The organism is Arthrobacter sp. 01L42, assembly GCF_056400005.1.
The window spans coordinates 341,483-367,284 of the sequence record NZ_JBFTSL010000001.1 but is presented as its reverse complement, the minus strand read 5'-3'; the positions used below and the strand labels follow the sequence as shown (position 1 = coordinate 367,284).

Annotated in this window: 15 protein-coding genes; 9 read left to right on the top strand and 6 right to left on the bottom strand. The window is 62.2% G+C overall.

Annotated features, from left to right (window positions below; translation table 11 throughout):
* Positions 1 to 62: 62 nt before the first annotated feature.
* The 5 genes from AC1DN2_RS01550 to AC1DN2_RS01530 form a co-directional block, all read right to left on the bottom strand.
* Positions 63 to 2,237: a glycosyltransferase gene (locus AC1DN2_RS01550; RefSeq protein WP_476848942.1), complete on the bottom strand. Its 2,175-nt coding sequence runs from the start codon at positions 2,235 to 2,237 to the stop codon at positions 63 to 65.
* Entirely contained in the window at positions 2,224 to 3,123 is a 900-nt protein-coding gene (locus tag AC1DN2_RS01545) for a hypothetical protein (RefSeq protein WP_476848941.1), read from the bottom strand. The genes AC1DN2_RS01550 and AC1DN2_RS01545 overlap by 14 nt, the downstream gene beginning before the upstream one ends.
* Positions 3,120 to 4,373: a UDP-N-acetyl-D-mannosamine dehydrogenase gene (gene wecC / locus AC1DN2_RS01540; RefSeq protein ID WP_476848940.1), complete on the bottom strand. Its 1,254-nt coding sequence runs from the start codon at positions 4,371 to 4,373 to the stop codon at positions 3,120 to 3,122. The genes AC1DN2_RS01545 and wecC overlap by 4 nt, the downstream gene beginning before the upstream one ends.
* A 30-nt stretch (positions 4,374 to 4,403) precedes the next feature.
* Entirely contained in the window at positions 4,404 to 6,071 is a 1,668-nt protein-coding gene (locus AC1DN2_RS01535) for a glycosyltransferase family protein (protein ID WP_476848939.1), read from the bottom strand.
* 427 nt (positions 6,072 to 6,498) lie between these two features.
* A complete protein-coding gene (locus tag AC1DN2_RS01530) occupies positions 6,499 to 9,495 on the bottom strand; it encodes a hypothetical protein (RefSeq protein WP_476848938.1) in 2,997 nt (998 codons plus the stop codon).
* Between the two features lie 211 nt (positions 9,496 to 9,706).
* Here AC1DN2_RS01530 and AC1DN2_RS01525 point away from each other — a divergent pair, with 211 nt between their 5' ends.
* From AC1DN2_RS01525 to AC1DN2_RS01485, 9 genes are all read left to right on the top strand, one after another.
* A complete protein-coding gene (locus AC1DN2_RS01525) occupies positions 9,707 to 10,282 on the top strand; it encodes a YdcF family protein (protein WP_476848937.1) in 576 nt (191 codons plus the stop codon).
* A 69-nt stretch (positions 10,283 to 10,351) separates the two neighbouring features.
* Complete coding sequence (locus tag AC1DN2_RS01520; protein ID WP_230009162.1) at positions 10,352 to 10,678, top strand: hypothetical protein; 327 nt, start codon at positions 10,352 to 10,354, stop codon at positions 10,676 to 10,678.
* Positions 10,679 to 10,729: 51 nt separating this feature from the next.
* Positions 10,730 to 11,875: a non-hydrolyzing UDP-N-acetylglucosamine 2-epimerase gene (wecB, locus tag AC1DN2_RS01515; protein WP_476848936.1), complete on the top strand. Its 1,146-nt coding sequence runs from the start codon at positions 10,730 to 10,732 to the stop codon at positions 11,873 to 11,875.
* A gap of 213 nt (positions 11,876 to 12,088) precedes the next feature.
* Complete coding sequence (locus AC1DN2_RS01510) at positions 12,089 to 12,787, top strand: phosphocholine cytidylyltransferase family protein (protein ID WP_476848935.1); 699 nt, start codon at positions 12,089 to 12,091, stop codon at positions 12,785 to 12,787.
* 28 nt (positions 12,788 to 12,815) lie between these two features.
* Positions 12,816 to 14,624: a TIGR03767 family metallophosphoesterase gene (locus tag AC1DN2_RS01505; protein ID WP_476848934.1), complete on the top strand. Its 1,809-nt coding sequence runs from the start codon at positions 12,816 to 12,818 to the stop codon at positions 14,622 to 14,624.
* A 228-nt stretch (positions 14,625 to 14,852) separates the two neighbouring features.
* Positions 14,853 to 18,482, top strand: coding sequence for a bifunctional glycosyltransferase/CDP-glycerol:glycerophosphate glycerophosphotransferase (locus AC1DN2_RS01500; protein WP_476848933.1), 3,630 nt, complete (start codon positions 14,853 to 14,855; stop codon positions 18,480 to 18,482).
* A gap of 87 nt (positions 18,483 to 18,569) precedes the next feature.
* Positions 18,570 to 22,406 (top strand): CDP-glycerol glycerophosphotransferase family protein, encoded by a 3,837-nt coding sequence (locus AC1DN2_RS01495; RefSeq protein WP_476848932.1) that lies wholly within the window; start codon positions 18,570 to 18,572, stop codon positions 22,404 to 22,406.
* A gap of 67 nt (positions 22,407 to 22,473) precedes the next feature.
* Complete coding sequence (locus AC1DN2_RS01490) at positions 22,474 to 23,322, top strand: hypothetical protein (RefSeq protein WP_476848931.1); 849 nt, start codon at positions 22,474 to 22,476, stop codon at positions 23,320 to 23,322.
* Positions 23,323 to 23,449: 127 nt separating this feature from the next.
* Positions 23,450 to 25,021 (top strand): hypothetical protein, encoded by a 1,572-nt coding sequence (locus AC1DN2_RS01485; protein WP_476848930.1) that lies wholly within the window; start codon positions 23,450 to 23,452, stop codon positions 25,019 to 25,021.
* Here the strand turns inward: AC1DN2_RS01485 and AC1DN2_RS01480 are convergent.
* Positions 25,007 to 25,687, bottom strand: coding sequence for an acyltransferase (locus tag AC1DN2_RS01480; protein WP_476848929.1), 681 nt, complete (start codon positions 25,685 to 25,687; stop codon positions 25,007 to 25,009). The two genes, AC1DN2_RS01485 and AC1DN2_RS01480, sit on opposite strands and share 15 nt — an antisense overlap.
* Between the last annotated feature and the right edge of the window lie 115 nt (positions 25,688 to 25,802).

Genomic DNA, 25,802 nt, shown 5'->3' with positions numbered 1-25,802 from the left:
GGGCACAGTTTCAGGCACAGCCCTACGCTACCGCGAGGGACTGACCGTGCCGGGCCATGGCTTCACGTGCTGAGTATTTCCTCCAGCCAGGCCTCGCCCGTGGACAGCATATCGAACCGCCCGACGTATTCGGCGGCGGCCCGGGACTCCTCTGCATACGCTTGGGGCGAGCCGTTGAGGGCAGAGACCAAGGCCCGGATCTGGGACGTTGTCCCCCGGGTCCAGCGGTTGCTGAATATTTCATCCGCTCCGGGCCTTTGCCAGAACAGCGGTACGGCGCCTGATGCCATGCCCTCGGCGGGGGCGAGGTGAAAACTCTCGTCTGAGCTGGGTGATAGGACATATCCGATCTTGCGCAGCCAGGACGCCATGTCGGGGCCAAATGGTTCGAAGACCACGGCATCCCGCAGCGCCGGGGACCTGCCGATACGGTCAAAAATCTCCAGGTATGCCTCGCGTTGGAAGGGCTTCTTCCATTCGTACGGATACTCCCACGGCATTCGTCCGCGGACATGCAGGGTGTACCTGGGGTCCTCATCCAACAGCTCCTCGAGCAGGTCAAGGGCGCGGTCCAGGCGCTTGCGCATGGGGACGATGCCCACCAGCCCCAGCCGGAAGCGATGATCCGGTTCCTTGGATCTGCGGAGGTCCATGACGTCCACGGCGTTCGGGATGACCCGGATGGCGGTGCCAGTCCAGCCGGTACTTGCACGGGTGCGATTCACGTAGAGCTGCGAGACGCAGATCAGGGAGTCGATGTTTTCGGCGGCCACGTCGCTCATCCAGGGGCCGTTGAGCTCGAACATGTGAAGACGCACAATGAGCTTCTGCCTCCGCCGTTTGTTGTTCGAGTACCAGACGGCGTTGGGCCCGCACCATTCACAGATGATGACGTCGGCCCAGTCCCTGAGCCGCTCGGACTCCTTGACGTCGTGCTGATGAAGTGAGGTCCAGTGGTCGAAGGCGAGTTCGATGTCGTCCCGCATCTCGAGGACGGACACCAGCTCGCCCGCAAACTTTAGGTCGTGACCGGCAATCAGCACCCGCGTCTTTTGCCTGGACCGCGGGCTGCGGGCGTAGTCGCCTTCGGACCGTTCGAAATAGGCCTTCAGCCGGGCCGCCGATGCTGAAATCGAGTAGTACCGGACACGATTGGACACTTCCTCTTTCAGCTCGGCAAGGGTTCCCCTCGCCGCCAGAAGGGTGCTGAGAACGCCCTCCGCCGAATCGTCGTCGACATACAGCGGATAGTCCGCGCCGAAAAGCTCCAGGTGCTGCGCATTGCGGTTCACCATCGGCGGCACCCCAAGGGCCGCGTACTCGAGCACCTTGGTCGAAATTTCGAGGCTGGCGTCCATGCTTCGATCCCGCCAGCTCAACCCGACGTCGTGCCGGCTGACTTCCTTTGCGGCCTCATCACGGGACATCCCGCCCAGCCAGTCGATCCCCGGCGAGCCCACCGCCGCCTCCATCGTGGCCGACCACTGCGGGTCCTGGAGGTCGTGCTGGAACTTGTCGCCGATCATCGTCAACGCCAGGGGAAGGTTGTGTTCCCCGGCCGTCGCCGGGAGGGAGCACATTTCCAGGGTCCGCCATTTCCTGGCGAACTTGCCGGAGTAGACCGCACTCAGTTTCCGCCCGGTGCCGGATGAGCCTCCCCGCAGGTCAAAGTATTCATCGGGCACCATTGGCGTGAGGACCAGGGTCTTTCCCGCGGCCTCGGGAATCGTCGCCTCAACGTAGGAGCGTGCGGCCTCAGTCTGCACGAAGAAGCGCCGGCATTGTCCGACGGTCCTCCTGAGCACCGCGCGGTCTTTTTCGGAAAGCCGGGAGCCGGGATGGGCGATGTCCGTGATGTAGAGCCACGACTTGGGGCCCAGGACTTTGGAGTTTGCGACGTGCGCCGCGACCTGGGTGCCGCGGGCGATCACGACGTCGAACGGCCGCTGCGCGTCAAGCTGGGCCATGCGCTGGGCTGCGGTTCGGGGCTGCAGCGCCTCGATGTCCGCGCTCTCGCCAGGTTGGGCGATTTCCACGCCGGGCATGTCAGCTATCCGATCAAGCAGCCGCGTCTTCGACACGTGGGTCTTGAGAAGTACGCAGACTTCGGAGCCCGTTCGGGATAACGCCTCGGCCATGGAGACGAGCCAGACCGCGGACCCGTCGATGATGTTGAGGTCGACGTCCCCGTAGAGGAGGATCTTCCGCACGGACCCGGTGGTATCAGGGCGAGCCAATGAGCGCTCCTCTGTTCATTTTGGCAAAAGCTTCCAGCGAAGTGAGCAATCCGAACCGGTAGTCTTCGGTCCACTCCGCCAGGGATGAACGCTCCGAAAACACAACATCCGCCGCTGCTTCGAAATCCGTGGTGTAGATATCGGCCTCCAACCGTGTTCTCACAAAATAGGCCGGCATCCCTTGGGACCTGCACTCAGCGAGGGCACGGAGTATTTCGTTGGCAAGCAGCGTCCCTGCAGCGGAATCGGCTCCGAACCAGATTCCGTCCGTGAAGGCGCTGTCATCGATAACCAGCGCGGACCCCCGGCCGTTCGCGATCTGGGCCGCGATGGTGCTCGGCCGCAGTGGTTCCAGGGCGTGGGCATCGCCCAAGTACCGGTAAAGCTCCTGGCCCATGATTGAGTAGACAACCCGTCCGCCCCACGGCGCCGTTACAGGCGCTCCGAGGTAGCGGAGGATTTTGGCCTGGCGGTCCCGGTCATCTGTCACAGCGGCCGCGAGCCGGCCGACTGCCCGTCCGGCAGTCGGAGCCGCGGTGGGAACGGACTTTGTGCGCTCCGCCGCGGGATTTGTGCGCTCCGCCGCGGGGGCACTGGCCTTCGCCGCCGGTGCGGACAGTCCGCGTACCAGCTCGCGCAGTTCCCCGTTGCGCGCGTGGGCCTTCCGGGCTTCGGTTTCCTGCAGCCACCGCATACTGACCAGCTGCGAGACGGCCATCACCGCCATGAGTGCGAACAGTGCCAGGGGCAGAACCGCGAGCGCCGGCTGCCTGAACACGAGGCAGAGGATTCCACTGAGTACTGCGGCCGCGCCGCAGAAGGCCATCGCCATGACCACCCGGCTTTTGAAGGCTGTGCGCAATGTCTGAACGAGCCGATCGATCATGAACTGAAGACTCCCCGGGTATCGACGAGGAGCTTGCCGGCCAAGGCTTCGGCGGGCAGGGCCCGGACGGCGTCGTGGTCGACAAGCACCACCACGAGCGAGGAACGGCTCACTGCTTCCTCCAAGGGCACCAGCCGGACGTTCTCCCGGTGCTGCAGGCGCCCGGGCAGGCTGTCGATGTGGGGCTCGGCGACGTTGATCCGGGCGGCCGGCATCGATTCGGCGATGCCATGGGCAATGTCAATGGCGGGAGACTCACGCAGGTCGTCAATGTTTGCCTTGAACGCGAGCCCCAGGACGGCAATCTCGGCGTTCCTGGGCAAGCCGGCAAACGCGTCACGCACCTGGTCCAGGACCCAGCGCGGCTTCTCGTCGTTGACGGTCCGGGCCGCTCTGATCAAGCGCGACTCGGCAGGTGCTGCAGCGACGATGAACCAGGGATCGACGGCGATGCAGTGACCCCCGACGCCGGGTCCCGGTTGCAGGATGTCGACGCGCGGGTGGTGGTTTGCCAGCCGGATCAGTTCCCAGACGTTGATGCCCAACTTTTCGCTGATGACCGAAAGCTCATTCGCAAACGCGATGTTGACGTCGCGGTAGGAGTTTTCCACCAGTTTGGCCATTTCCGCCGTCACGTCGTCGGTGATCAGGATCTCGCCCTGGCAAAACACCGCATACAGGTCTTTCGCGAGATCGGCGGCGCGCCGGGTGATCCCGCCAACAATCCTGTCGTTGGTGACAAGCTCGATCATGACTTTGCCGGGCAACACCCGCTCGGGGCAATGGGCCAGGAGAATCGCGGGCCTGCCTTCGGCGCCGTCCAGCGACAAGTCCGGCCGGAGCGAGACGATGTACTCGCCCAGATGGCGGGTTGCCCCCGGGGGTGACGTGGATTCAAGGATGATCAATTCGCCGCCCTGCAGCACCGGCGCGATCCCCCGTGCGGCCGCCTCGATGTAGCTCAGGTCGGCCCTCTTGTCCGCCGTGAACGGCGTCGGAACGGCCACGATGAACGCATCAGCGGCGGGCGTCTCGGTGGTTGCCTTGAGCCGGCCCTGGCTGACGGCTCCGGCGACGTGGATCCCCAGGTCTGGCTCAACAAAGGGCACACGCCCCTCGTTCACTGCATCCACCGTCCGCTGGCTGACGTCAACGCCGATCACGTCAAGGCCGTTGGTCGCCAGGATCGCGGCTGTGGGCAGCCCGATGTACCCCAGTCCAATGACGGCGATGGTCTGAAAGTCAGTCAATCTGGTAACCCCTATCAAAGCGTGATGAATTCACGTGGATTGTCGAAAATTTGAATTTCGCCGTCCCCTGCGGGCTCCTCGGCCGGTACGCCCAGGCCGCTCCCCGCGTCGAGGCGGATCTGGCAGTAGTTGAACCTGTCGGCTGCGTAGATGGAGCCCTGGGACGCCGCGACGGACGTCAGGAAGGCGGCGTCCTCGCCCCCCGCCCAGCGCCTCAAACGGGTGCGCCTCAAAAACCTCCCTGCGTGCAGTGATGGTCGGCCCCATCACCCGCCGACCGAACCGGTGCTCCTGGTGCGCGGCGCGGAGCACGGTGGTCCGGCTGGAACGCAGGTGCGCGTAGTGGGACTGCTTCCCCACCACGTCCGCCCCTGAGTAACTGAGCGCGTACAGCAGATCAGCGACGTAGTTTGGGGCGTAATAGTCGGCGTCGTCCATGCTGGTGAGCACCGCCCCCGTCGATGCTTCAACGCACCGGTTGAGGCACTCCCCGAGGGTCAGCGCGGCCGGGACCGCGAGCACTTTGTACTTCGCCACGCCATGGGCGTGCGCCAGCTCGGCGCAGAGACCCTCGGCGGCTGCAAAGCCGCGGGTCAGCAGGATGAGCTCCAGGTCGACGCCGTCCTGGCCGCCGGCGGTCTGAAATATTTGGCTCAGCTGTTCCGGACGGGTTGTGCTCACCAAAGCACTGACGGAGGGAAGGGCGACCGGCCGGCAGCGCTCCGGCGCTGCTGCCCGAACAATGGATTCTGCCCGGTGAGCGTACGTATGCGCTCCCCAGATCCGGCGCTGGGCCTTGTGGACCACCCGTTCGTTGAAGTCCGGGTTGGACGTCAGCTTCCGCAGCATGATTTCCGCCTCCGGCTGGGCTGCGGCAACCAGAACCTCATCGTCCTCGAAGAACTGCGCTATCGCCGCGCTGGGAGCAGAGACGACTGGTGTGCCCGAGGCGGAGATCTCGAATATCCGGCGGGCACACATGCTGGGCGATTCGATCACGGAGTTGACGTTCAGGAACGCCTTGTACGCCCGGTATGCGGTCAGCATCTGGGCGTAATTCAATGAGCCGACCACGTGCTGGTCGAACGGCTCCGGGAACTGGTAGTTCTGGTCCCCGCCCAGCTGGCGGGAGAATATTTCCAGTTCGGCGCCGCCGGTTCCGGCTTCGGTCATGGCCGCACCCAGGAGCATGTCCATCTGGGCGCGGCGTTGGGGATACTTGTGGGCGAAATACATTCCGGCGAAAGCCACGCCTCGCGAGTGCCATCCGTGTCCTGGCCGGACGGGGTTGTGGAGGGCGGGCTGCGCGGCAAAGGGAAGGGTGCCCACCCTGTGGTGGCCCAAGTCCCTCACGTAATCAGGAATGCGGTCCGAATCACTGGTGAAGACGTGGTCAAACAACTTTGCTGCCGGAAGAAAGTCGTCGTAATGCGGAGGGTCCTCTTTGTTCCAGAAGACGGTCGGAATTCCGTGGGCACGGCACCACTCCACAAGCCGGACCAGCTCAACGCCCGGCCCCTTGGAACCGGTGAGTTGGTATTGCCAGGATCCGGAATTTCCGTTCCAGGCGGATTCCACGAACAGGAAATCGATCCGGGTCTGGCCCAGTTCTTCACGCCACCGGTCCTTGCGCAGCTCGAGCAGGTTCCATTCGAACGCAAACGAGGTCCGGCTGAAATCGTCAAGTATCACGCCCACGCTCAGGTCCGGGCGCCGCGGTCCGGGACCGGAAGCTTCATACGGTGTGAACTGCAACTGCCGGTTTGGCCCCCGCCCCGCCCACTGGCCCGCTGAACCATTCGTCCCGGGCGAAACGGCGGGGGTCCGTTCTGTTCTCCGGTGTGGCCTCCGCCTTTGAAGGTGGGCCTTGCCTCGAATCTTCAACTGCCGCAGGGCCCGTTGTACGACCGCCGGGATGCCCATCTGTTCCGGTTCTCCTCCATGTTGCGTCCAATACGGCGTTGCTTCAGCGCGGGGGCACCACCGTCGGGCCGCCAACAGGAAGTCCGTCTAAGGGCCAAGAAGCCGCTGAGCCCCCTACCTTCATCGAAGGTAGGGGGCTCAGGTAAAGGGAATGGCGGTCCGAGGTGAACGAAGGCCAAACAGCGCCGGGCCAGTCAGCCCGTCAGTAGGTAAGGGACTGGCACCCCAGCGCGGACACCCCGGTCCGCAGGACGCCGGCCCCGGCGCTGGAGACACAGACGGTGTACTTGCCCCGCGCCTTGATGGGAATCGCGGCACGGTAGCCGTGGTTTCCCGTCACGCCCAGCGCGCTATTTACATCCGGCCGGGCCAGGTTGGCCGTGACGCTGTAGCTCTTCGAGCTCGAATCCGGTGACTTCACGGTGACGCGGACCGGAACACTCTGGCTCGTGAAGCCCGGATCCATGGCCCAGCCGGTCGCCACGATCGATTTATTCGTGCTGGTCCCGGAGAGGCGGGCGGTGTCGAGGTAACCCCGCACCGGGGCGGCGGGCTGCGCAACCACATCCCGGCAGCCGAGCAGCGTGTTGCCCGCACTCAGCGGGCTCACGGAGATGCCGTATGCGCACACGCGGTAGCGGCCGGACAGGGTGATCGGGATGCTGTTCTGGAATCCGTGGCTTCCGGTCAGCGAAAACGCGGCATTGACGTCCGGCCGGGTCCCATTCGCGGTGAAGGGGTAGCCCTTGGTCTTGCCGTCCGGGCCCGTGACGTAGATATGTACGACGTTGGAGGCCGCCGGTGTACCGGGTTCGTAGGTCCAGCCGGAAGCCGTGATAACCGCCGACGGCGTCCTGGTCTGCACCACAATGGAGTCCACGTAGCCGACCGGCCGCGCAGCAAGGGTCGCCGTAGCGTTCACGCAGCCCAGGAAGCCGTTGCCCTTGGTCAGGGTCGCGACCGCGATTCCGGTGGCGCAGACGCGGTACGTACCGGCCTTCGTCACGCTCACGGATGTCTGGTACCCGTGCGAACCGGCGATCCCCATGGCGGCGTTTACGTCGCTCCGGGCAGCATTGGCGGTGGTGGTCACTGACTTGGTGCTGCCGTCGGGCGCCGTGACACTCAGCTGGACGGGGATCGACGCCGACGGCACGCCGGCGTCGAAGGACCAGCCTGCGACGTCCAGCCGCGCCGAGGACCCGGCGTTGATGAACGCCACGGAATCCAGGTATCCGGTGGGCGGGTCACTGACAGCCACCGGGACGTTGCGGCAGCCCAGGGTGGTGTTACCGGCAGCAAACGGGGCGACGGGGATGGCGTAGGCACAGACCCGATACGTGCCGGTCTCCGTCGCCGGGACGGTGACCGCAAACCCGTGCGTGCCGCTGACCCCCAAGGCCTGGTTGACGTCCGGGCGCTGCAGGTTGGCGGTGAAGGCCTGCCCGGTGGTGGCCCCTGCGGGGGTGGTCACGTAGACGTGGACCGGGATGGACGCACCGGCCTGGCCGCGGTCCACGGCCCAGCCCCGCAGCTTGATGGACGGTTTGCCAGACACCATTGCGGTGGTGACCTCATCGAGGGATCCCTCGGGAGCGGGCGTGCCGGCCAGGGTGAGGGTCCGGCAGCCCAGTGCTGTGTTGTTGAAGATGCCGATTGCATAGGCGCAGGCCTGATACTGCCCGGCCGCTTTGACGGTGATCGACTCCTGGAAGCCGTGGTTTCCGCTGATGCCCAGCGCCGCGTTGACGTCGGCGCGCGGCTTGTCCGCGGTGAAGGCGTGGCCCGTCGTCGTCCCGTCCGGTGCTGTGACGTAAACGTGCGTCTGGGTGGAGGTGGAGGCCGCCGCCGGATCCACCGACCATCCGCGGACGTTGATGGTGGCGCCGGACGAGGTGACCGCGAAGGCTGCGCTGTCGAAGGAGCCCTTCGCGGGCGCACCCGGCGGACGGATAGTCACGGTGGCCGCGGTGTTGCTGACAGCGTCAATGGAGACCCTGGTGCCGGCGTGCGTTGTAAAAGTCTGGCCGGCCTGCCAGGCCTGGGTGTTGCTGTAGTAGCCGTTGAATGCGGTCGCCCGGGTATTGGGAGGAAGCAGGATCGAGGAGTTGCCGCCGCCCTGCTGGGTGATCTTCACGCCGCGGTTTCCGTCTTGCGCAATGACGGAGTCGTAACCGACCGGAGCGCGGAGTTCCAGGAAATACACCTCGCCGGATTTCGGGTCCGTGAACTTCGCGGCGCGGCTGGCGCCTGTTCCGGCCCAAGGCTTGAGGGTCACCGTTCGGGGGACGGACAACGTGCCCAGGTTGGCGATCTCGTTACCGTTGCCGAACCGGCCCATCTCCCAGAAACTCGCGCTGATTTCCGGCATCTCGTCGAAGTGCGAGATGCCCATGAGGTCCAGGTTGTCGCCGTAGGTCTTGATGCTGCAGGTGGCATCCGCAAACCCGGCGAACGGCCCGGAGGCCACGTCCATGGCGCCGCTGCCGCACAGCAGGCTGTTGGCATGGTCCATGCCGAGGGCGTGCCCGAATTCATGTGCCAGGACCGGCGTGGAGAGCCGGCTGTTCTGCGGCATCAGGATGCGGCCGCCAATGTTGCCGTTGCTGTAGGTCATTCCCGCGGCGCCGTTGGTGAGGTAGGCACCGGGGATGAACATGACCAGCGCCGTGTAGGAACTCTGCGTCCAGCCCAGCTCCTGGGAGACGATGTCCACGATCTGCGCCGGCGACTGCTTGGAGGTCGCGGCGGACTTGTGCAGCTGGCGCGAGGAGGCCAGCGCAATGTCCACCCGGCCCACGGTGGCGTAGGCCCAGTAGCGGTTAGCGGCGCTGAGCGAGGCCTTCGCGGCTGCCATGGGGACGGCCGCGTCCGTTTCGGCTGCAGTCTTGTCGGCCAGCTGCACCGTCACCAATGTGGTTTTCAACGTGCCGGCCAGCGGCGCGCTGACGTAGGTGTACTCGGACTTTGCCCTGCCTGCGGGAGGTTCCGGGCGCACAAAGTCATCCACCTGCCCCTGCGGGCTTGGATCCGACACCGCCGGCACGGCACCAGTCTGCATGCCAGCCGACGGCGCCAGCGCTCCGGCGGATACCTGTCCGGCGGCCTGCACCTCGACAGCGGCCACGGCGGCCTGCGGCAAGGTTGCTGCCAGCATCACGGCGGCAATCACGGTTGCCGCTATGTTTAGTTTTCGCAAGATTGCTCGCTTAAGGGGTGAGACCGCAGGTGGAGACCTGTTGGTGGGAGCGACGTAAGTTGCCTACAGCATAAACGGCAATCCACACCTGTCACCCCAGTAACTTTGATCTCCAAAATCACAACTGCATCACGCATTCTTTTGTGCAAGTTTTGGCGCAGTACCGGCGCACCATTTCGCCACCTGAAAACCGCGTGCCAAACTCTTAGCCGTGCTTCCTTCCGTCGCCGCGGTGAATACCGCCACCCGCAGGGTGCTCGCCGTCGCCGTCGGAGGCCTCCTGCTGTGGCTGATCATCGCCCTCCAACTGTTCGTCAACGTGGACCCGCTCAGCGTGCACCGGACGGACGCCGTCATCATGCTGGGCGGCGCGGCGTCCGAACGCCTGCCGGTGGCGCGCCAGTTCCAGGCCGATTTCCACGTTCCGGTCCTCGTGATCTCGCACACGGACACGTTCGGCAACCGGGCGGCGGATGAGGCGTGCAATTCGGCCGCCTTCCCCAACGCGGCCGTCATCTGCTTCCGCCCCCCGGACCTGGACACCCGCGGCGAAGCACTGGCAATCTCCGGCCTGGTCAAGGCCAACGGCTGGAAGTCCGTCACCGTAGTGACGTCCAGTTATCACCTCACCCGCGCGGGGCGCCTGATTGGCCAGTGCACGACGGCGGACGTACAGATGATTGCCTCACATCCGGACCTGGATTTGGCCCAATGGCTGCGGCGGTTTGTGATCGAAACCGGAGGACTGATCGACGCTTCCCTGCGGCCGGAATGCGCCAATCAGTGAGCGAAAATGTAAGAATTGAAGCCGTCAGGTCGAAGCCGGACGATTCATTGAACTGAGGAGGACGATACGTTGGAGAACCCTGCCGACGGCGCTCCCCCACTGACCGCAGCACCGCGGCACTTGCGCCGGCGCCGCCTGCACGAGGACATTCCAGATACACTCCTGGTCCCGGACGCCGAACCGCTTCCGCTGTCCGCAGGCCGCGCAGCGCGTGAACAGGCGGCCGAAGAAGCATCGCCCCGGGATCGTCCAGCCTCGGCCAAGCGGGCCGCCGAACTGGACCCCACCGACGAAGAAATGGCCTACCGCCGCAAGCGCCTTGCGGCACTGATCGCCGTTCTGGTCGTGGTGGTCAGCGTCCCGGCCCTCGTGATCGCTTTGTTGCTGCTGGGCTGAACCCGCCCGGCCTAGCCGTTACACCACAACCAACCTTCTGGGGGATAGTCCATGCACAGCATCATGCCGATCTTTGGAACCAGGCCGGAAGCCATCAAGATGGCCCCGATCGTCAGCGCCCTGCAGGAGTCCGCGCACTTCGACTGCATCGTGACTGTCACCGGGCAACACCGCGAGATGCTGGACCAGGTCAACGAACTGTTCGGCATCGTCCCGGACCACGACCTCAATATCCTGCGGCAGGGCCAGACCTTGTCCGCCATCATGACGCGCACCATCGACGGCCTGGAGACACTCTTTGCCGGGTCCAGGCCGGACGCCGTCGTGGTCCAGGGCGATACCACCACGTCCACGGCCGCCGCCATCGCGGCCTTCTACCACGGCATCCCCGTGGTGCACGTCGAAGCCGGGCTGCGCAGCGGAGACCTGCTCTCGCCGTTTCCCGAAGAAGCCAACCGCAAGATCACCAGCCAGATCGCCCGCCTGCATCTGGCCCCCACCTCCACCAGCAGGGAAAACCTGTTGCGGGAAGGCGTCAGCCCAGAGGACATCGTCGTGACCGGCAACACGGTGATTGATGCCCTTCTGGCCACGGTGGACAAGCAGCTCCCCTTCACGGACCCCAGGCTGGAAGAGCTGGCCACCAGCGGCCGCCGAATCCTGCTGGTGACCACCCACCGCCGCGAAAACCAGGGCGATGCCATGCGCAATATGGGACGCGCGCTGGCCCGGATCGCCGATGCCGAGCCGGAACTGACGATTGTCCTTCCCGCGCACAAGAACCCGGTGGTGCGCGAGGCGGTGCTGCCCGCGCTGGACGGCAAACCCAACGTGCTCGTCACCGAACCGCTGGCCTACGGCGAGTTCACCCGCCTGCTGTCCGTTGCCCACGTTGTGTTGACGGATTCGGGCGGCGTCCAGGAAGAAGCCCCAAGCCTGGGCAAGCCGGTCCTGGTGATGCGGGAAAACACCGAGCGGCCCGAGGCCGTGGATGCGGGGACGGTGCTGCTGATCGGCACCGACGAGGAACGGATTGTTTCCGAGGTGTCCCGGCTGATCCACGATCAGGGGCACTTCGCCGCGATGGCCAACGCCGTCAACCCGTATGGGGACGGCAAGGCCGCCGCGCGCACCGTCGCAGCCATCGAAGAACTGGTAGGCGTGGGGTCCCGGATTGGCGAATTCGACGGCGCGTAGGCGCCCGGCGGATTGCCGCCAGGCCGACGCAAAGTTAACCCAGCATTAACGTCGAGTAGCCAGCGCCATTCGGCGCCACCGATGCTGAGCGCTTATGCTAGGACGCGGGGGAAGCGCCTTCTGGCCCGTGCATCGGGTTCCGGGGCGATCTCTAGCGATGCAATGGCTCGCCGCTCCCGCCACCAGGATCGCTCGTAGAAGAGGAAAAGACACATGAAAGTCCAGGCCGTAATTCTTGCCGCCGGAATGGGAACACGGCTGGCGCGCCCACACCCGAAGCCCATGACAGAGCTCAGCGATGGGCGCACCATCATGCACCAGCAGGTCCAGAATCTGCAGAATGCTTTCGGCAAGGGCCTGCGCCTCACGATTGCTGTCGGCTTCAAGCTCGAAATGATCCTGGAACACGTACCGAACGCGTCGTTTGTGTACAACGAGAACTTTGACCAGACCAACACCTCCAAGAGCCTCCTGAAGGCAATCCGGAATTCGGCCAAGGGCGGCGTGCTCTGGATGAACGGCGACGTCGTGTTCGATCCGGACATCCTCCAGATGCTGATGCCCTACATCAAGCGCGATGAATCATTCATCACCGTCGATGTGTCCTCGGTTTCCGATGAGGAAGTGAAGTACACCACCGACGCCGACGGCAACATCATGGAGCTCTCCAAGTCCGTGCCGGCTGATGTGGCCCGGGGTGAAGCTGTCGGCATCAACTACGTCAGCTCCAAGGACAAGAAGAAGCTCCTCAAGCGGCTCATTGAAGTCGATGACCAGGACTACTTCGAGGGCGCGATCGAGCTGACCATCAAGCAGGACGAGGTCAAGTGGACCCCGGTGGACATCAGCGAGTTCTACGCTGTGGAAGTTGACTTCCCGGACGACCTGGTCCGGGCCAACGCCAGCATCTAAGGGCAGCATCAAAGGGCCACAACAGCAAGTGCGTGAGCAAAGCAAGAAGGAACTATCGCGACGGGACGCCGCTCGCTGGGCGTTTGGCGGCGCGATCGGTGTCACCCTTTTGGGGATATCCGAGTCCTCCGACGGAACTCCGGGCACGCCCCCGCCGGGTGCAGCGGCGCTACAGACAAGTGGCTCGTCGACAACGTTGGACGCCACGGTTGTGCTGGGACCCCGGAGGGCGTCGCAGCTCCCCTACCGGCGGCTTATACGGGGTCCGGGTATCGAAACACAGGTACGCCAGGAGCTTTGTGCCCGCATGCGCCCGGCAAACCGCGCGAGGACCGGGCTGGCTGCTTTTGGGCACCTGACTGATAGTCATGTGCTGGATGCGGCCAGTCCGGGGAGACTGTCTTTTCTCTGGCAGTACCTTGACTTCTCGGACGGATTTCCGAACTCGGGAAAGTTTCGGCCGCATGACCTTCTGACTGCCCATGTTTTGGACGCGATGGTCCGCAAGATGAATGCCCTCGAGCGCGGACCGGTCAGCGAGCGGTCTCTGGACTGCCTGGTAATTACGGGCGACCTCACGAACTCCTATGCCCTCAGTGAACTGTCGGCGGCGATCGGCGTAGTCAAGGGCGGTCGGGTGACGTCATCTCCGAATGGAGTCTACGAGGGGATCCAGGATCATGGTCCGGCCCCGGTGGAACTGTCCAAATACATCTGGCATCCCGAACCCGAATCCACGCTGAGATCTCCGGATGAGTGGAAGAGCCGTTATGGGTATCCCACAATTCCTGGATATCTCTCGGTCGCACTGCAGCCGATAGCGGCGGAAGGTTCGGATTTCCCCTGGTACATCGGCGTCGGCAACCATGATGAATCCGGCCAGCCGGAGTCCGGTCCGATTTCTCCAAAAGCCGAGTTCGTCGGTGCTCTTCGAATCGGCGACCGGCTGCCCACCCGGCTGCCATCCGGCATGGATACGACTGACTTCTGGGAAACAGTCAGGACCGCCAATGACAGTGAACGCCGGAGCCTCATCGCTTCGCTGCCGTCGAGAAAAGTGCCGCCATCGAAACTTCGGCGCGCATTCAGCAAGACGGAATTTATGGACGCTTGGCCGAAGGACGCAGGAAATCCACGGTTCCGCTCCGGTTCCGGCAAGGGTTCCCGGGCCGATCCGTGTTACACGTTCGACCTGTCGCCGGATGTTGTCGGCATCATGTTGAACACCGCAAGTCCCGACGGCGGCACTGAGGCGGCGCTGGACGCCGCCCAGGCGGATTGGCTGGAGGAACAACTGCGGCGAGTTTCCGGGAAGTTCTACGATGCCGAGGGCAAACTCGTCACCTCGAAGGCCGGCGACCGTCTCGTAATCCTGTTTGGCCATCACCCGCTGTCAGCCTTTGCCGCCAAGCAGCCCTCGTCCGGCGAGGGGCCCACTTTCCTGAGCCGATCGAAGGTCCTGCGACTCATCGCCCGTTTTCCCAACGTGGTCGCCTGGGTGAACGGTCACGGACACAAACACCGGGTGACCCCGCACAAAGCCATTTTTGAGCATGGCGGATTCTGGGAAATCACTACAGCCTCGCTGATTGACTATCCTCAGCAATCGAGAATTGTTGAATTGCTGGACAACGGCGACGGGACCCTGTCGATCGTGGCGACTCTGGTTGACCACTCTGAGCCCGACAGCGTGACGTACGAAGAAAGCCAGACTCCTGGTTCCCTTGCGGCCTTGAGCCTTGAGCTCTCAATGAATCGTCCAGGGCTTGATGTCGAGGCCGTGCAGGGAAACGCCGGAGACCAGAATGTTGACCTTGTCCTGCTGAAACCGTTCTGACGTAGACTGCCCGGCAGCGGTCGGGCGTTTGCTCTCGTGCAACGATTTACTCGGACCAAAAGATCATGAAGCTACAACCACCGGTTGGAACAGACGAAAGAAGCGAATCAGACAATGCCAGGTCACGACCAGAGCCAAGCAATAGCTTCGCTGAAAGCCACGGCTAAGAGGAACCTTCGGCGTGTCTGGCGGGCATTGCCCAAGGAGCAGCAGACCAAGTTCCGGAGAATGGCACACCCCGCGAACCTGGCCCGGGTCCAGCGGATGCTGGGGACAACGGGTGTTGCACGCCTTCAGCTCGCGCGGCTCACTGTTGTCGTCCTGGTCACAGACTTTGCTCCCAATCCGGAGGCCACGCTGCGCAGCGTGGTGGGCCAGCAGCCGTCCGCGCTGGACATGATCGTCGTCGACACGTCCTTGGCCGGCCTGGGCAGAACATCCGCACAGGCGTTCGCGCGGCGGGACGGCCGCGTGAAGTACCTCGCCCTGCCCGGCGCCGGCGAGGAGGAAGCCCGGAACCGGGCTGTGGCTTCTTCGCGGGCCCCGTACCTGATGTTCCTCACCGCCGGTGACGTGGTCGAAAACCGGGGCCTGGACATCATGTACCGATCGCTGCGTGAGACAGGCTCATCCTTCGCCGTCGGCATGACAGGAATTTCCAAGGGCAAGTCCAGCACCACCCCATCCTGGCAGCGGGAGATCCACGCTGAACCCCGGGCCGCCGCGGCCGTCGCGGACGTGCCGGAGATACTGCTCGATGGTGCACTCGCCAACAAGCTTTTCACCCGTGACTTCTGGATCTCGGCCACTGCCGACGTCGCACTGGACCGGGAGCACTGGCAGTACGAGGCAGTTGCGACCCTTTACATGCGCGCCAAGTCATTCGACATTCTGGATGTCCAAGTCATAAACACGTCCCTTGACTCCGCGGTTCGCCCTCCTGCGCGCGAGCTTCTGTGCCGGACGGAGTACCTCAGCGACCGCCTGCACCGGCTTGAGGCCCTGGCCTCCGTGGTCCGCACGGTCTCGGCTCCTGACCACTACCGGCGCTGGCTCTCCGGAGAACTGGGCAATGGCCTCTTCCGTTACTACGAGGTCGTACCGCGTACGGATCCCGAGTACTGGGATCTGTTGCATGCCACCGTGCTGCGCCTCAGCGACGGCCTGGAACTGGACTGGGATGCCATCCGGATCCACAACCGACTGATCCTCTCTGCTGTGCTCACGGACTCACGCGCGGATGTGGTCCGTATCTGCCACCACCGGAGCGACTACGGTTCGAGCTTTCCGACGCTGATTACGGACTCCGGGATCCTGGCGCAGCCCCGCTACCTGGCCGAACTTTCGGGCTACGATCCGGAGCTGCTGGCCTGCCGCGATGACGACCTTCAGATGGTGAGCAGGATGACTCACTTCGACTGGCAGCCCGACGGCCGGCTGATGATCGGAGGGCATGCGTACATCTCCTCCGTGGACCCGGCCAACGGCAACCTCTCCATCCATGCGTCCCTGGTCAACGCCGGCAGCGGGGCGACAGTCGCTTTGGCGGTGGAGCGCCACTCGGACAAGTCCATCGACTGGCAGTCCAACGACAACTGGACCTCCTACGCCGAGGCAGGATTCAGTGCTGTCATCGATCCCGCCGTGATGCTGGCAGACGATGAGGCCACGGCGCCCGCCAACTGGCACGTCCTCCTGACTGTCAGCGCCGGCGGCCAGACAATCGCAGCGCCGTTGAGGCTCCGTGACCTGACCGGGTCCACCGGGCAGTTGCCCGTGGGGCCGATGGTAGGGTCCTCCCGGATGGCCGTGGAGATGCGCGCTGCAACCACTGGCCTGACCTTCGTTCCGGTGACGCCACTCTACGTGGCGACATCCGTGGACCTCACCGGGCGAACCCTGCGGCTGACTGTTGAAGCCGCTGACGGAGCCCCCGTTCCCGCCAGAGTATCCATCGAGAGCCGAAAGTTCGGCATACGGAAGACCGCGGCTTTCCAGCAAGTTGACGGAAACCGGGCTGTCTACGTCATCAACGTCCCGGCACTGGGAAGTGGCGCAGGCATTACGACCGAATATGAATGGCAACTGCGCCTGGCAAGCGGTGCCAAGGGCCCGCAGCCGGTGGCGTGGCCGGAGGGAACCGCGGAGTTGGAGTCCCACTCGGATCAGACCCGAAGCCTCAGGCTGGGATTGACCGGTTACGGCTTCATCACCGTCGAAGAGCGCAAGAGCCGAATCATTGCTTCGACCGTCGAAGTCTCAGCCGACAAGCGGACCCTGCGTATTGCAGGCACAGCGGACATGCATGTCATCCGTGCACCGCGGGTTGTCCTCTCCAGCGGGAAGGCCGTCATCCCGGCGACGGACGCTGTCCTGCAGGTCCGCACCAACGACGGAAGCAATGCGTTCACCGCCGATTTCCTGCTTCCGCAGAACCCGTGGGGCGGCGAGGAAGTGATGCCCGAGGCGGGCGCCTACAGCGTGCGGTTCGTTTTCCCCGGAGTCGCAGACACCCTCGGCCACTGGATCCCGGCGTCATCCGGTCTGCAGAAGCAGATGCCGGCAAGGATGGACGCGGACCGGCTGGAGGTCGGCGTGAGCCGCACGTCCAAGAACGGTGCGCTCACCATCCACCTGCGTCCGCCGTTCGCGGCCGACGAGGTGGGAAGATTCGAGCAACAGACGCTGCGCACTCCGGTCACGCTGGCCGGGAGCAATGAACTCAAGGACGCCGTTCTGTTCATGTGCTTCGGCGGGCGCCGTGCCACGGACAGCCCGCGACGCCTTCTGGAAGAGTTCCAGCGCAGGAGCAGCCAGTGGCCGCTGTACTGGGCCGTCGCTGATTTCTCGGTGCCCGTGCCGGCCGGAACCGAACCGGTGCTGATCGGTTCCCGCCTGTGGTACCAGCTCCTGACCGAGTCCCGGATCCTGATCAACAACAACAATTTCCCGTTCTACTTCCGCAAGCGCGAAGGTCAGGTCTACATCCAGACCTGGCATGGCACTCCGCTGAAGAAACTGGGCAACGACGTCGCCCGAACGAGCTTCTCTCTCTCCTACTGGAACCTCATGTGGCGCGAGGCGGAGTACTGGGATGCCCTTCTGGCGCAGAATGAATACGCCGCCGGGGTCCTTGCAAATTGCTTCGGCTTCGAAGGTCGGGTAGTAACCGAGGGCTATCCCCGCAATGACAGCCTTACCCCCGAACGGATGGAACAGAGCCGGGCCGCCATCCGGACCAAGCTGGGCATCCCCGAGGGCAAGACCGCGATTCTTTATGCTCCCACCTGGCGCGACGATGCAAAGAACGCCTCCCGGCAGTACGAGATGGTCACATACCTCGATTTCGAAAAGGCCCAGCAGCAGCTCGGCAGCGATTACGTGCTGCTCCTGCGCGGACACCACAACATCGCAAGCCAGCGGCAGACGGCGGCCAACAAGTTTGTGATCGATGTGACCGAGTATCCGGAGGTCAACGACCTCTACACCGCCGCAGACATCCTGGTGAACGATTATTCGTCCGTCATGTTCGATTTCTGCGTCACGGGCAAGCCGATCATTTTCCTGACCCCGGACATCTCGCAGTACCGTGACTCGACCCGCGGCTTCTACTTCGATCTTGAGGAAAAGGCCCCGGGACCACTCCTCAGCACGACGGAGGAAGTCGTTCATTCCATCCAGAACATCTCGGACGTCTCCCGCCAGTACGCCCCGAAATACGGAGCGTTCGTCAAGATGTTCGCGCCCTACTGCGACGGGCAGGCGACGGCGCGCGTGTTCGATGCCCTCTGGCCGAATGGCCCGAGCGAACCGTTGGTGGTGGGCACTGACAGCTCACCGTCCCTCCGCGAAAACTAGTCGCACCCGACAGCACAGTTATACCGGAATGGCCAGCCGCCAGCCGGTCATGCCACACGGCAGCAACCAATTTAGGACCCATTACAAATGAGCCCAGCGCAAAACACGATTGAACATGGCCTGCTTCTCGAGGAAAAGATGGAGTGGGAGACGGCCGTCGAGGTCTACACCGCCATGCTCGCCGGGGCAGGAGGCGCCGACGCCGAACTGGCATTCCGTCTTGGGCATGCCCACTTCCACCTCCGGCAGTTCGATCAGGCTGCGACGCACCTCCAAACAGCTACGTCGCTGCAACATGGCATGGCTTCATGGCACTACCGGCTCGGACACGTCCAGGAACAGTTGGGGCTCTTGGCGGACGCTGCCGAAAACTACGTCATCGCACTTGAACTGGAGCCACACCGGGACCGCTGGCAGCGAAGGCTAAGCGCCGTGCGGGCTGCATACGCTATATCGGAGCCGGAACTAGCCCTTGTCCTGGCACAGCGACGGAACCCTGACTACCACTCGGAAAAGCTCACACGTCTTCGGGAAAACAAAGGCCCATTGTGGCAGGAACTGGAAATTCTGACTGCTGGAAAAGAAGCCCATGAAGGCAATGCCGCGTGGCTTGCCCAGCTCGGGGCTGCACAGTTCGGCATGAAACGCTTCAGGGAGGCTGCGGCGACCTACGCCGAAGCTAACGCAATTCTTCCAGGGAACGCCGAATGGTATTTCTACGAGGGACACGCCAATGCTCTCAGTGGCCAGACCCAAAAAGCCGACGAAGCGTACGCCCTGGCCGTTAGTCACGATAAGAATTTCAAATCAGACGTCGTGGGTATCGGTGCATTTTTCCAGAAAAAGGGCGCGTGGGTAGAGGCGCTGGGACATTACCAGGATCAGCTGCGCAGGCAACCGGCCAATGCCGAGGTGGCCTACCGGATCGGGCTGGCATTTGACCGGTGCTACCGGTGGGCCGAGGCGGCTAAAGCGTACGAAGATGCAATCACGCTCAAGCCGGATGTCCCGTACTGGCACTATAAGTTGGGGCTTGCCCGTGAGCGCAACCTCCAGTGGCTTGAAGCCGCAGAAGCCTACGGGGACGCCTGGCGGCTGGATGCGTCCAAGAAATATTGGGCGTATCGAGCCGGCTATGCACTGGAGACAGCCGGCCGGGCCGAGCAGGCGTGTGAGTACTACCTGGTCTCAGCGTCCTACCCGGTGCCGCCGTCGCCCGCCGGCAGCCCAAGCGCCGCGGAGGATAGTGACGGGTCACACCTCAAGGATTTACTGGATCAAATGGTGCCGGCACTAGCGGCGAAACAGTCGTCCGAGGTTATGCAGCGTGCCGGCGATCTTACCGCCCTGCTCGGCGCCTGGGACACCGCAGAAACCGCGTTCGCTGAGTCCGTTGCCCGGAACAATGATTTCAGTCCCCGCTCCTTTTACTATCTCGGCGTCGCGCGCCACCGGATCGGGGACTTCACATCCGCCTGTGCTGCCTTCCGTCAAATGCGGATCTTCAAGACATCAGATGGCATCGACGTCGAAAGCTACCTGAAGAACAAGGCTCAGAAGAACAGCCTGGAGTACGTTGAATACTACGAGACCCTTCCGCTGGAGCCGAAAATCATACTGTGGGAAAGCAACCACGGCTCCTCCATAGGGTGCCATCCCCTGGCACTTTTCGACGAGGTCTGCTCCGATCCGCGTTACCAGGATTTCAATCACTACTGGGCCATTAACAATGAGGACAACATCCCCGATCGTCTCCGGGGCCGAAAGAATGTGAGGTTTGTCCAGACAAACTCGGACTTGTACAAGAGAGTCCTGTCGTCAGCCGCACACCTCGTGAACAATGTGTCGTTTCCGCCGTATTTCATCCGCAAGGATGGCCAGAAGTACCTCAACACCTGGCATGGGACACCGTTGAAGACCTTGGGCCGGGATATGGCCGGCGGTCCCGTCGCCCACGCCAACATCGCCAGGAACTTCCTGCAGTCGACCCACATCATGAGTCCGAACCGCCACACGTCCCAGGCCTTGATCCAGCGCCACGACATTGAGGGCCTTTTCCGGGGCAAGATTGCGGTCACAGGCTCACCAAGAATTGACGGCCTGGTAAACGCTGACGAATCCAAACGCCTTCAATTGCGGTCCCAGCTGGGCATCGCCGCGGATGACTCGAAGCCGGTGATTCTCTACGCTCCCACCTGGCGCGGCGCCTCGGACGACAGATTCGTCGACGCCAGCAAACTTCAGGAAGACCTCGCCGCCATGCGCGGAGCCAACCATCACTTGTTTTTCCGGGCCCACCGCCTCACGGAGGGACTCCTCGACGGATTCGATGCTGGCTCCTCGATCGTCCCCGGTGATGTCGACACGAATGACCTGCTCTCCGCGGTGGACGTGCTCATCACGGACTATTCGAGCATCTTCTTCGACTTCCTCCCGACGGGCCGGCCTATCGTCTTCTATACGTTCGATCTGGACGACTACTCAGAGGACCGCGGTCTCTACTTCGACATGGAGGAGATGCCCGGCACCCTAGTGCGGGAAAGGTCGGATCTAGCGGCAAGCATCCAGAATTCGCTGGAAAGTGATCCAGCCTCTGATCCTCGGTATCTGGCAGCCAAGGATCAGTTCTGCCCCTGGGAGGATGGCAACTCCGCCAAGAGAGTGGTCCGGTTCTTCCTCGAGGATGACCCCGACGGACTGGCTGATGAACCTGCCCAGGAGAAGACCACCCTCCTGTTCCACCACGGACTGCTCGCTAACGGCATTGCAACGTCCTTTCGGAACTTGGTCTCCAGCCTGGACACCTCGCGCTTCCGCGCCGTCCTGGTAGTTGAACCTGCAGTCCTGGCAGCCAACCCCGCGAGGCTGGAAAAGTTCAGGGAATTGCCTGACCACGTCCAGATCATCGGCAAGGTCGGTGTCCAGTCCCACACACCGGAGGAACGCTGGATCGCGCGGAAGTTGACGGCGAATCTGGACCTGCCTTCAGCGGCACAGTGGCAGATCTATCGCTCGTCCTTTGCCCGTGAATTCCGTCGAATCTTCAGTGACAGCCAGTTTGATTCGGTCATCGAGTTCGACGGGTATGCGCCGTACTGGTCAAGTTTGGTGGCCTATGGTCCAGACCATGCGCATAAATCGATTTACATGCACAACGACATGGCGAACGAAAAGCTGATGAAGTTCCCCGTGCTGGAAATCATCTTCCGGCTGTACCGAGATTTCGACGCGCTCATCTCTGTGGCGTCCAGCGTTTCCGACAGGAACCGCCGCGAATTGGCCGGACCCTACGCCCTCGAGAGCACAGCGTTCACGCACTGCGATAACCAGATCGATCCGGGCCGGGTTAACAAGGGAGCCGCGGAACCCCTCGACAGCGACATCGCCGAGTGGTTCGACGGCGGACTCTACAACTTCATCGCAATTGGTCGGTTGTCCCCGGAAAAGGACCATCGAAAACTGATCAGGGCCTTCGTGCGTTTCCACGACTCCCATCCCGGAGCCAGGCTCATGATCGTCGGTGACGGGCCCCTCCGCTATGAACTCGAGAAACTGATCGTCGGCCAGAAGGCTTCCGACTACATTTGGCTGGCCGGCCAGCGGGCGAATCCGTACCCGGCGCTGAAGCACGCCCATTGCTTCGTCCTGTCATCTCTCCACGAGGGCCAACCTATGGTCCTCTTTGAGGCCATGATTTTGGGCGTTTCGATTGTCTGCACTGAGATGCCTGGACCGCGGGATGTCCTGCAGGACCGCTATGGCCTGATTGTGGAGAACTCGGAGGACGGTCTGCTTGCGGGGCTGGCAGCAGCCGAGCGTGGCGAGCTTCCCCATGAACATTTTGATCCTTCGACCTACGTTGCGAGCGCGCTGAACCAGTTCTTGACCCACAATCTCACTGAAGGGGACCCCGCCAGGGTCTAATTGGATTGCGGCAGGCCTCGACCACGATACTGTCAGTAGCGAATCCCGGAAGGAATGAGAAGTCCATATGAAGTTGGTTAGTCCATATACGTCATCCGCGCGTCCCGTAAACTTCAAGTTTCGAGCCGCGCGGAAGGGGGCTAAGCACCTCATTGTGATATTTACTTCCATCCGGGCCGATAGGAGTTGGCTGGACTTCGACCACGACGGTCCACTGCTGGCCCATAACCGGGCGAATCTCCTTTGGATCTACGACGACTTTGGCGCGGAGTATTCCTATTACCTGACGGAGAATCGTAACTTCGAAATCGAGGTGGCGGTTTCGCAGCTCATCTCTGAAGTAATAGATCAACTAGGCCTGAGCAGCAGCGACTGCACGATGGTGGGGATGTCCAAGGGTGGTTCGGCCGCCCTGCGTCTTGGAATTAGGTGCAATGCCAAAAATATATTGGCGCTAACGCCCCAGCTCGCCATAGGTTCCTACCTGTTGAATCGAAAAAGATCGGCGATCATCGAGTACATGAGCGGCAATACGCTCGCGACGGACATCGAGTGGCTAAATTCGTTAGTTCCAGAAGTTGTCCGGTCCGACTCCAACAGAGATCGAAACATATACCTGATCACTTCTCCCTACGATCCCCATTGCATAGATTATCTCGATGAGGTTCTGCCTTATTTCCGTCGTTACTCGAATTTTAGCCTCATCTCGACAGCGTCAGATCTGACCCGAAATCATCTTCAGACGCTCCACTACAATGTACCGTTCGTCGTTTCCCTCCTAACAATACTTGCCGAGGGACTTGCACCACGGTTTGGAGAGGATTCCAACGGGTTTGGCTTTGACGGAAGCGGCCACAGGGACAGACACTTCAAGCTCGGTCCAAAACACGGAGGCCTCTTGGCGGGCCCCGGATAAATATAATCAAAAAAGTTTATTCGCGGAGCTGGAAACCAGGGGTGAAGATCCGCCTGGTCCATTTGATGAATTTTCACATGCAGAGAGAGAATGAACGCTGTCCATGGCGCGCAAACAAAATGTTCGGATGGTTGTAGAGCCATCCTCAATCACGATGGCCGGGGCGATTCCTCTGGTGCGATCCGCGCCCAGGCCCCTCAATCAGAGACAACACAGCTACAGTGAGGAATTCGATTCTACGACCCTCTTTTACGACGTCTTTCAATCCGATGATAGAATCGTGCTTTCTGGACCACCGCTCCTCAATTTGAAGGCGGCGCTTGATCGCGCTGAATTCTTTGACGACAGTGGCCGGGTTCTTCCGGCGCATCTTGAAGATATGGACCGCACGCAACGGTCATTTCTTCAGTCGCCGCAGGGACCCACGTTCATTTCGATCTTGTCGGATGAATTCTCGATTTCTACTTCCGTAGGCTCTGACCTGCGAGAGGTTTTCGCCGGGTTGAATGTCCTGTTCACGAAGTCTAAAGACAACCACTTGATCTGGATCCGCGATTGGGCGGAATTCCACGTCAAGCACCATGGCATCACCGGCCTACTGATTTACGATAACGGCTCGACTGCCTACTCACCTGAGGAAGTCCTGCAGACTGTCGGATCCGTTGACGGGCTCACGTCAGTAGTAGTCGTGCGCTGGCCTTTCAAGTTCGGCCCCCAGGGCGGCAGTTGGGACGGATTGAACGATGCCCCTTGGGACTCGGATTTCTGTGAATACGGGATTATGGAACACGCACGGTGGAGATTTCTCCCCGCGGCCAAAGCAGTCATCAACGCAGACGTCGACGAGCTAGTCCTGGCCAACGACAGGAAATCCGTTTTCGACGTTCTGGACTCCTCTTCGGCTCCGGTGCTCCGGTACCCCGGCCGATGGATCGAAAAGACGTCGGCCGTGCCCGGACGCGTCCCTCGGCATTCGGACTTTTCAACCTATGACGTTTCGAGGGGGAACGCTACTGCCAAGTGGGCAGCAAGGCCTGCCGATATCCCCGAAGTAGCACAGTGGAAAACACATGGCGTCCCGGGCGCCGACACCACAGAGACCACAGACGTGATGCACCGACACTTCATGGCCATTAGTTCTGACTGGAAGCGGTCTCGAACGGGCACGCGAAAGTTCACGCCAAGTAATCAACGGACCGATGAAGCCCTCGTAGATGCGGTGAGGCATGCCTTTGACCTGGATGCGGCTGAGGTTGACAGACCAGTCGCTGCGGATAGTCCCATGCTGGTGGTCCCCCACAAAACCCTGGTTGCACTTCAGACGATACTGGAACAGGACAAGACGCTCAGTTTGCGTCCCGCAAAGCTATGGTTCTATTCCACTCGCTGCCTGGTCCTGGACATGGAATGGAGCCGCCGGCGAGTCGCGATCGATATGGTACTGACCGACGATGACATTGTTGTCAAGTTGCATGCCAGGGATGCCGACGGCCAGAAGCTACTGGAGAGAGTGGTTTCCCAAACCGGCTGCGTTTTTAGGTCGGGGAAATATATAGTCGCGCGAGTTCGACTTGAGGCGGTTCCGAGCGCGACTGCTTCGGCGCTTCTCCGGATTATCAATAATCTTTATGTGAGGGGTCAGGAGCCGGACGACAATCCCGCCGTCGGACTCGTGACTGAGGGACTAGCCTCCAACTAGCTCATCAGCAGAAAAGATCGAAGGGACGGAGTCCGGAATCTCGTTCATTTGGAGATGCTTGCGGACCCAATTAATTTTTTCGCGATGAACCGTGGCCGGCGACCCCAGGGCGAGAGTGAACGGCGGGACTGGGCGCGACCGTGTGACAACACTTCGTGCCCCGATCACGCACCCGCTACCGATCGTAGAGCCAGGCATCACGAAAACTTCCTGGCCTATCCACACATGGTCACCGACCGTGATGGACTCGGAATGGTTGATGCGCTCACCCGTGACGCCGTCATAGATCGGGTGGGAATCGTCGGCGCGGATGCGGCACTGGTTGGCGATCAGCACATCATCGCCGAACGTAATGTTTGCGCCTTCCGCCGTCGTTATCTGCAGGTCAAACCCGCTGTAAAACTTGTCGCCCATTGAAACAGTGCAGTCCAGGCCCAAGGTGATCCGGCCCCGGTACCAAGCCCACTCCCCCATCGTCACCGATGAGTTGTCCCGGTGAAAAACAATCGATCCGCCGAACTTGGATCCCTTTCCAAAGACGACCAGGCAATTGGAGCCCTTGAACTCTATCGAGGCGCCAGGGGAGCAAGCGGGCGACCCCACAATTCTGTTCCCTTTTGCGTCCGAGTACTCCCGGACGTCCTGGCCCTTCAGTATTACCGTCATTGCTGTCCCTCAGTGTCCCTAATGCCCGCCGTCTGGACCATCAGCAACCTTACCGTAGTGCGGTCCCAGGCATGTGCAGGCCGAAGGAGAATAGGAGTCGGCCAACCGCAGGTGA

Bases quoted from the DNA above. Each gene is read 5' to 3' on its own strand.
- AC1DN2_RS01545 (WP_476848941.1), bottom strand. From the start codon at position 3,123: ATGATCGATCGGCTCGTTCAGACATTGCGCACAGCCTTCAAAAGCCGG.
- wecB (WP_476848936.1), top strand. From the start codon at position 10,730: ATGCACAGCATCATGCCGATCTTTGGAACCAGGCCGGAAGCCATCAAG.
- AC1DN2_RS01510 (WP_476848935.1), top strand. From the start codon at position 12,089: ATGAAAGTCCAGGCCGTAATTCTTGCCGCCGGAATGGGAACACGGCTG.
- AC1DN2_RS01500 (WP_476848933.1), top strand. From the start codon at position 14,853: ATGGCACACCCCGCGAACCTGGCCCGGGTCCAGCGGATGCTGGGGACA.
- AC1DN2_RS01495 (WP_476848932.1), top strand. From the start codon at position 18,570: ATGAGCCCAGCGCAAAACACGATTGAACATGGCCTGCTTCTCGAGGAA.
- AC1DN2_RS01490 (WP_476848931.1), top strand. From the start codon at position 22,474: ATGAAGTTGGTTAGTCCATATACGTCATCCGCGCGTCCCGTAAACTTC.
- AC1DN2_RS01485 (WP_476848930.1), top strand. From the start codon at position 23,450: ATGGTTGTAGAGCCATCCTCAATCACGATGGCCGGGGCGATTCCTCTG.
- AC1DN2_RS01480 (WP_476848929.1), bottom strand. From the start codon at position 25,687: ATGACGGTAATACTGAAGGGCCAGGACGTCCGGGAGTACTCGGACGCA.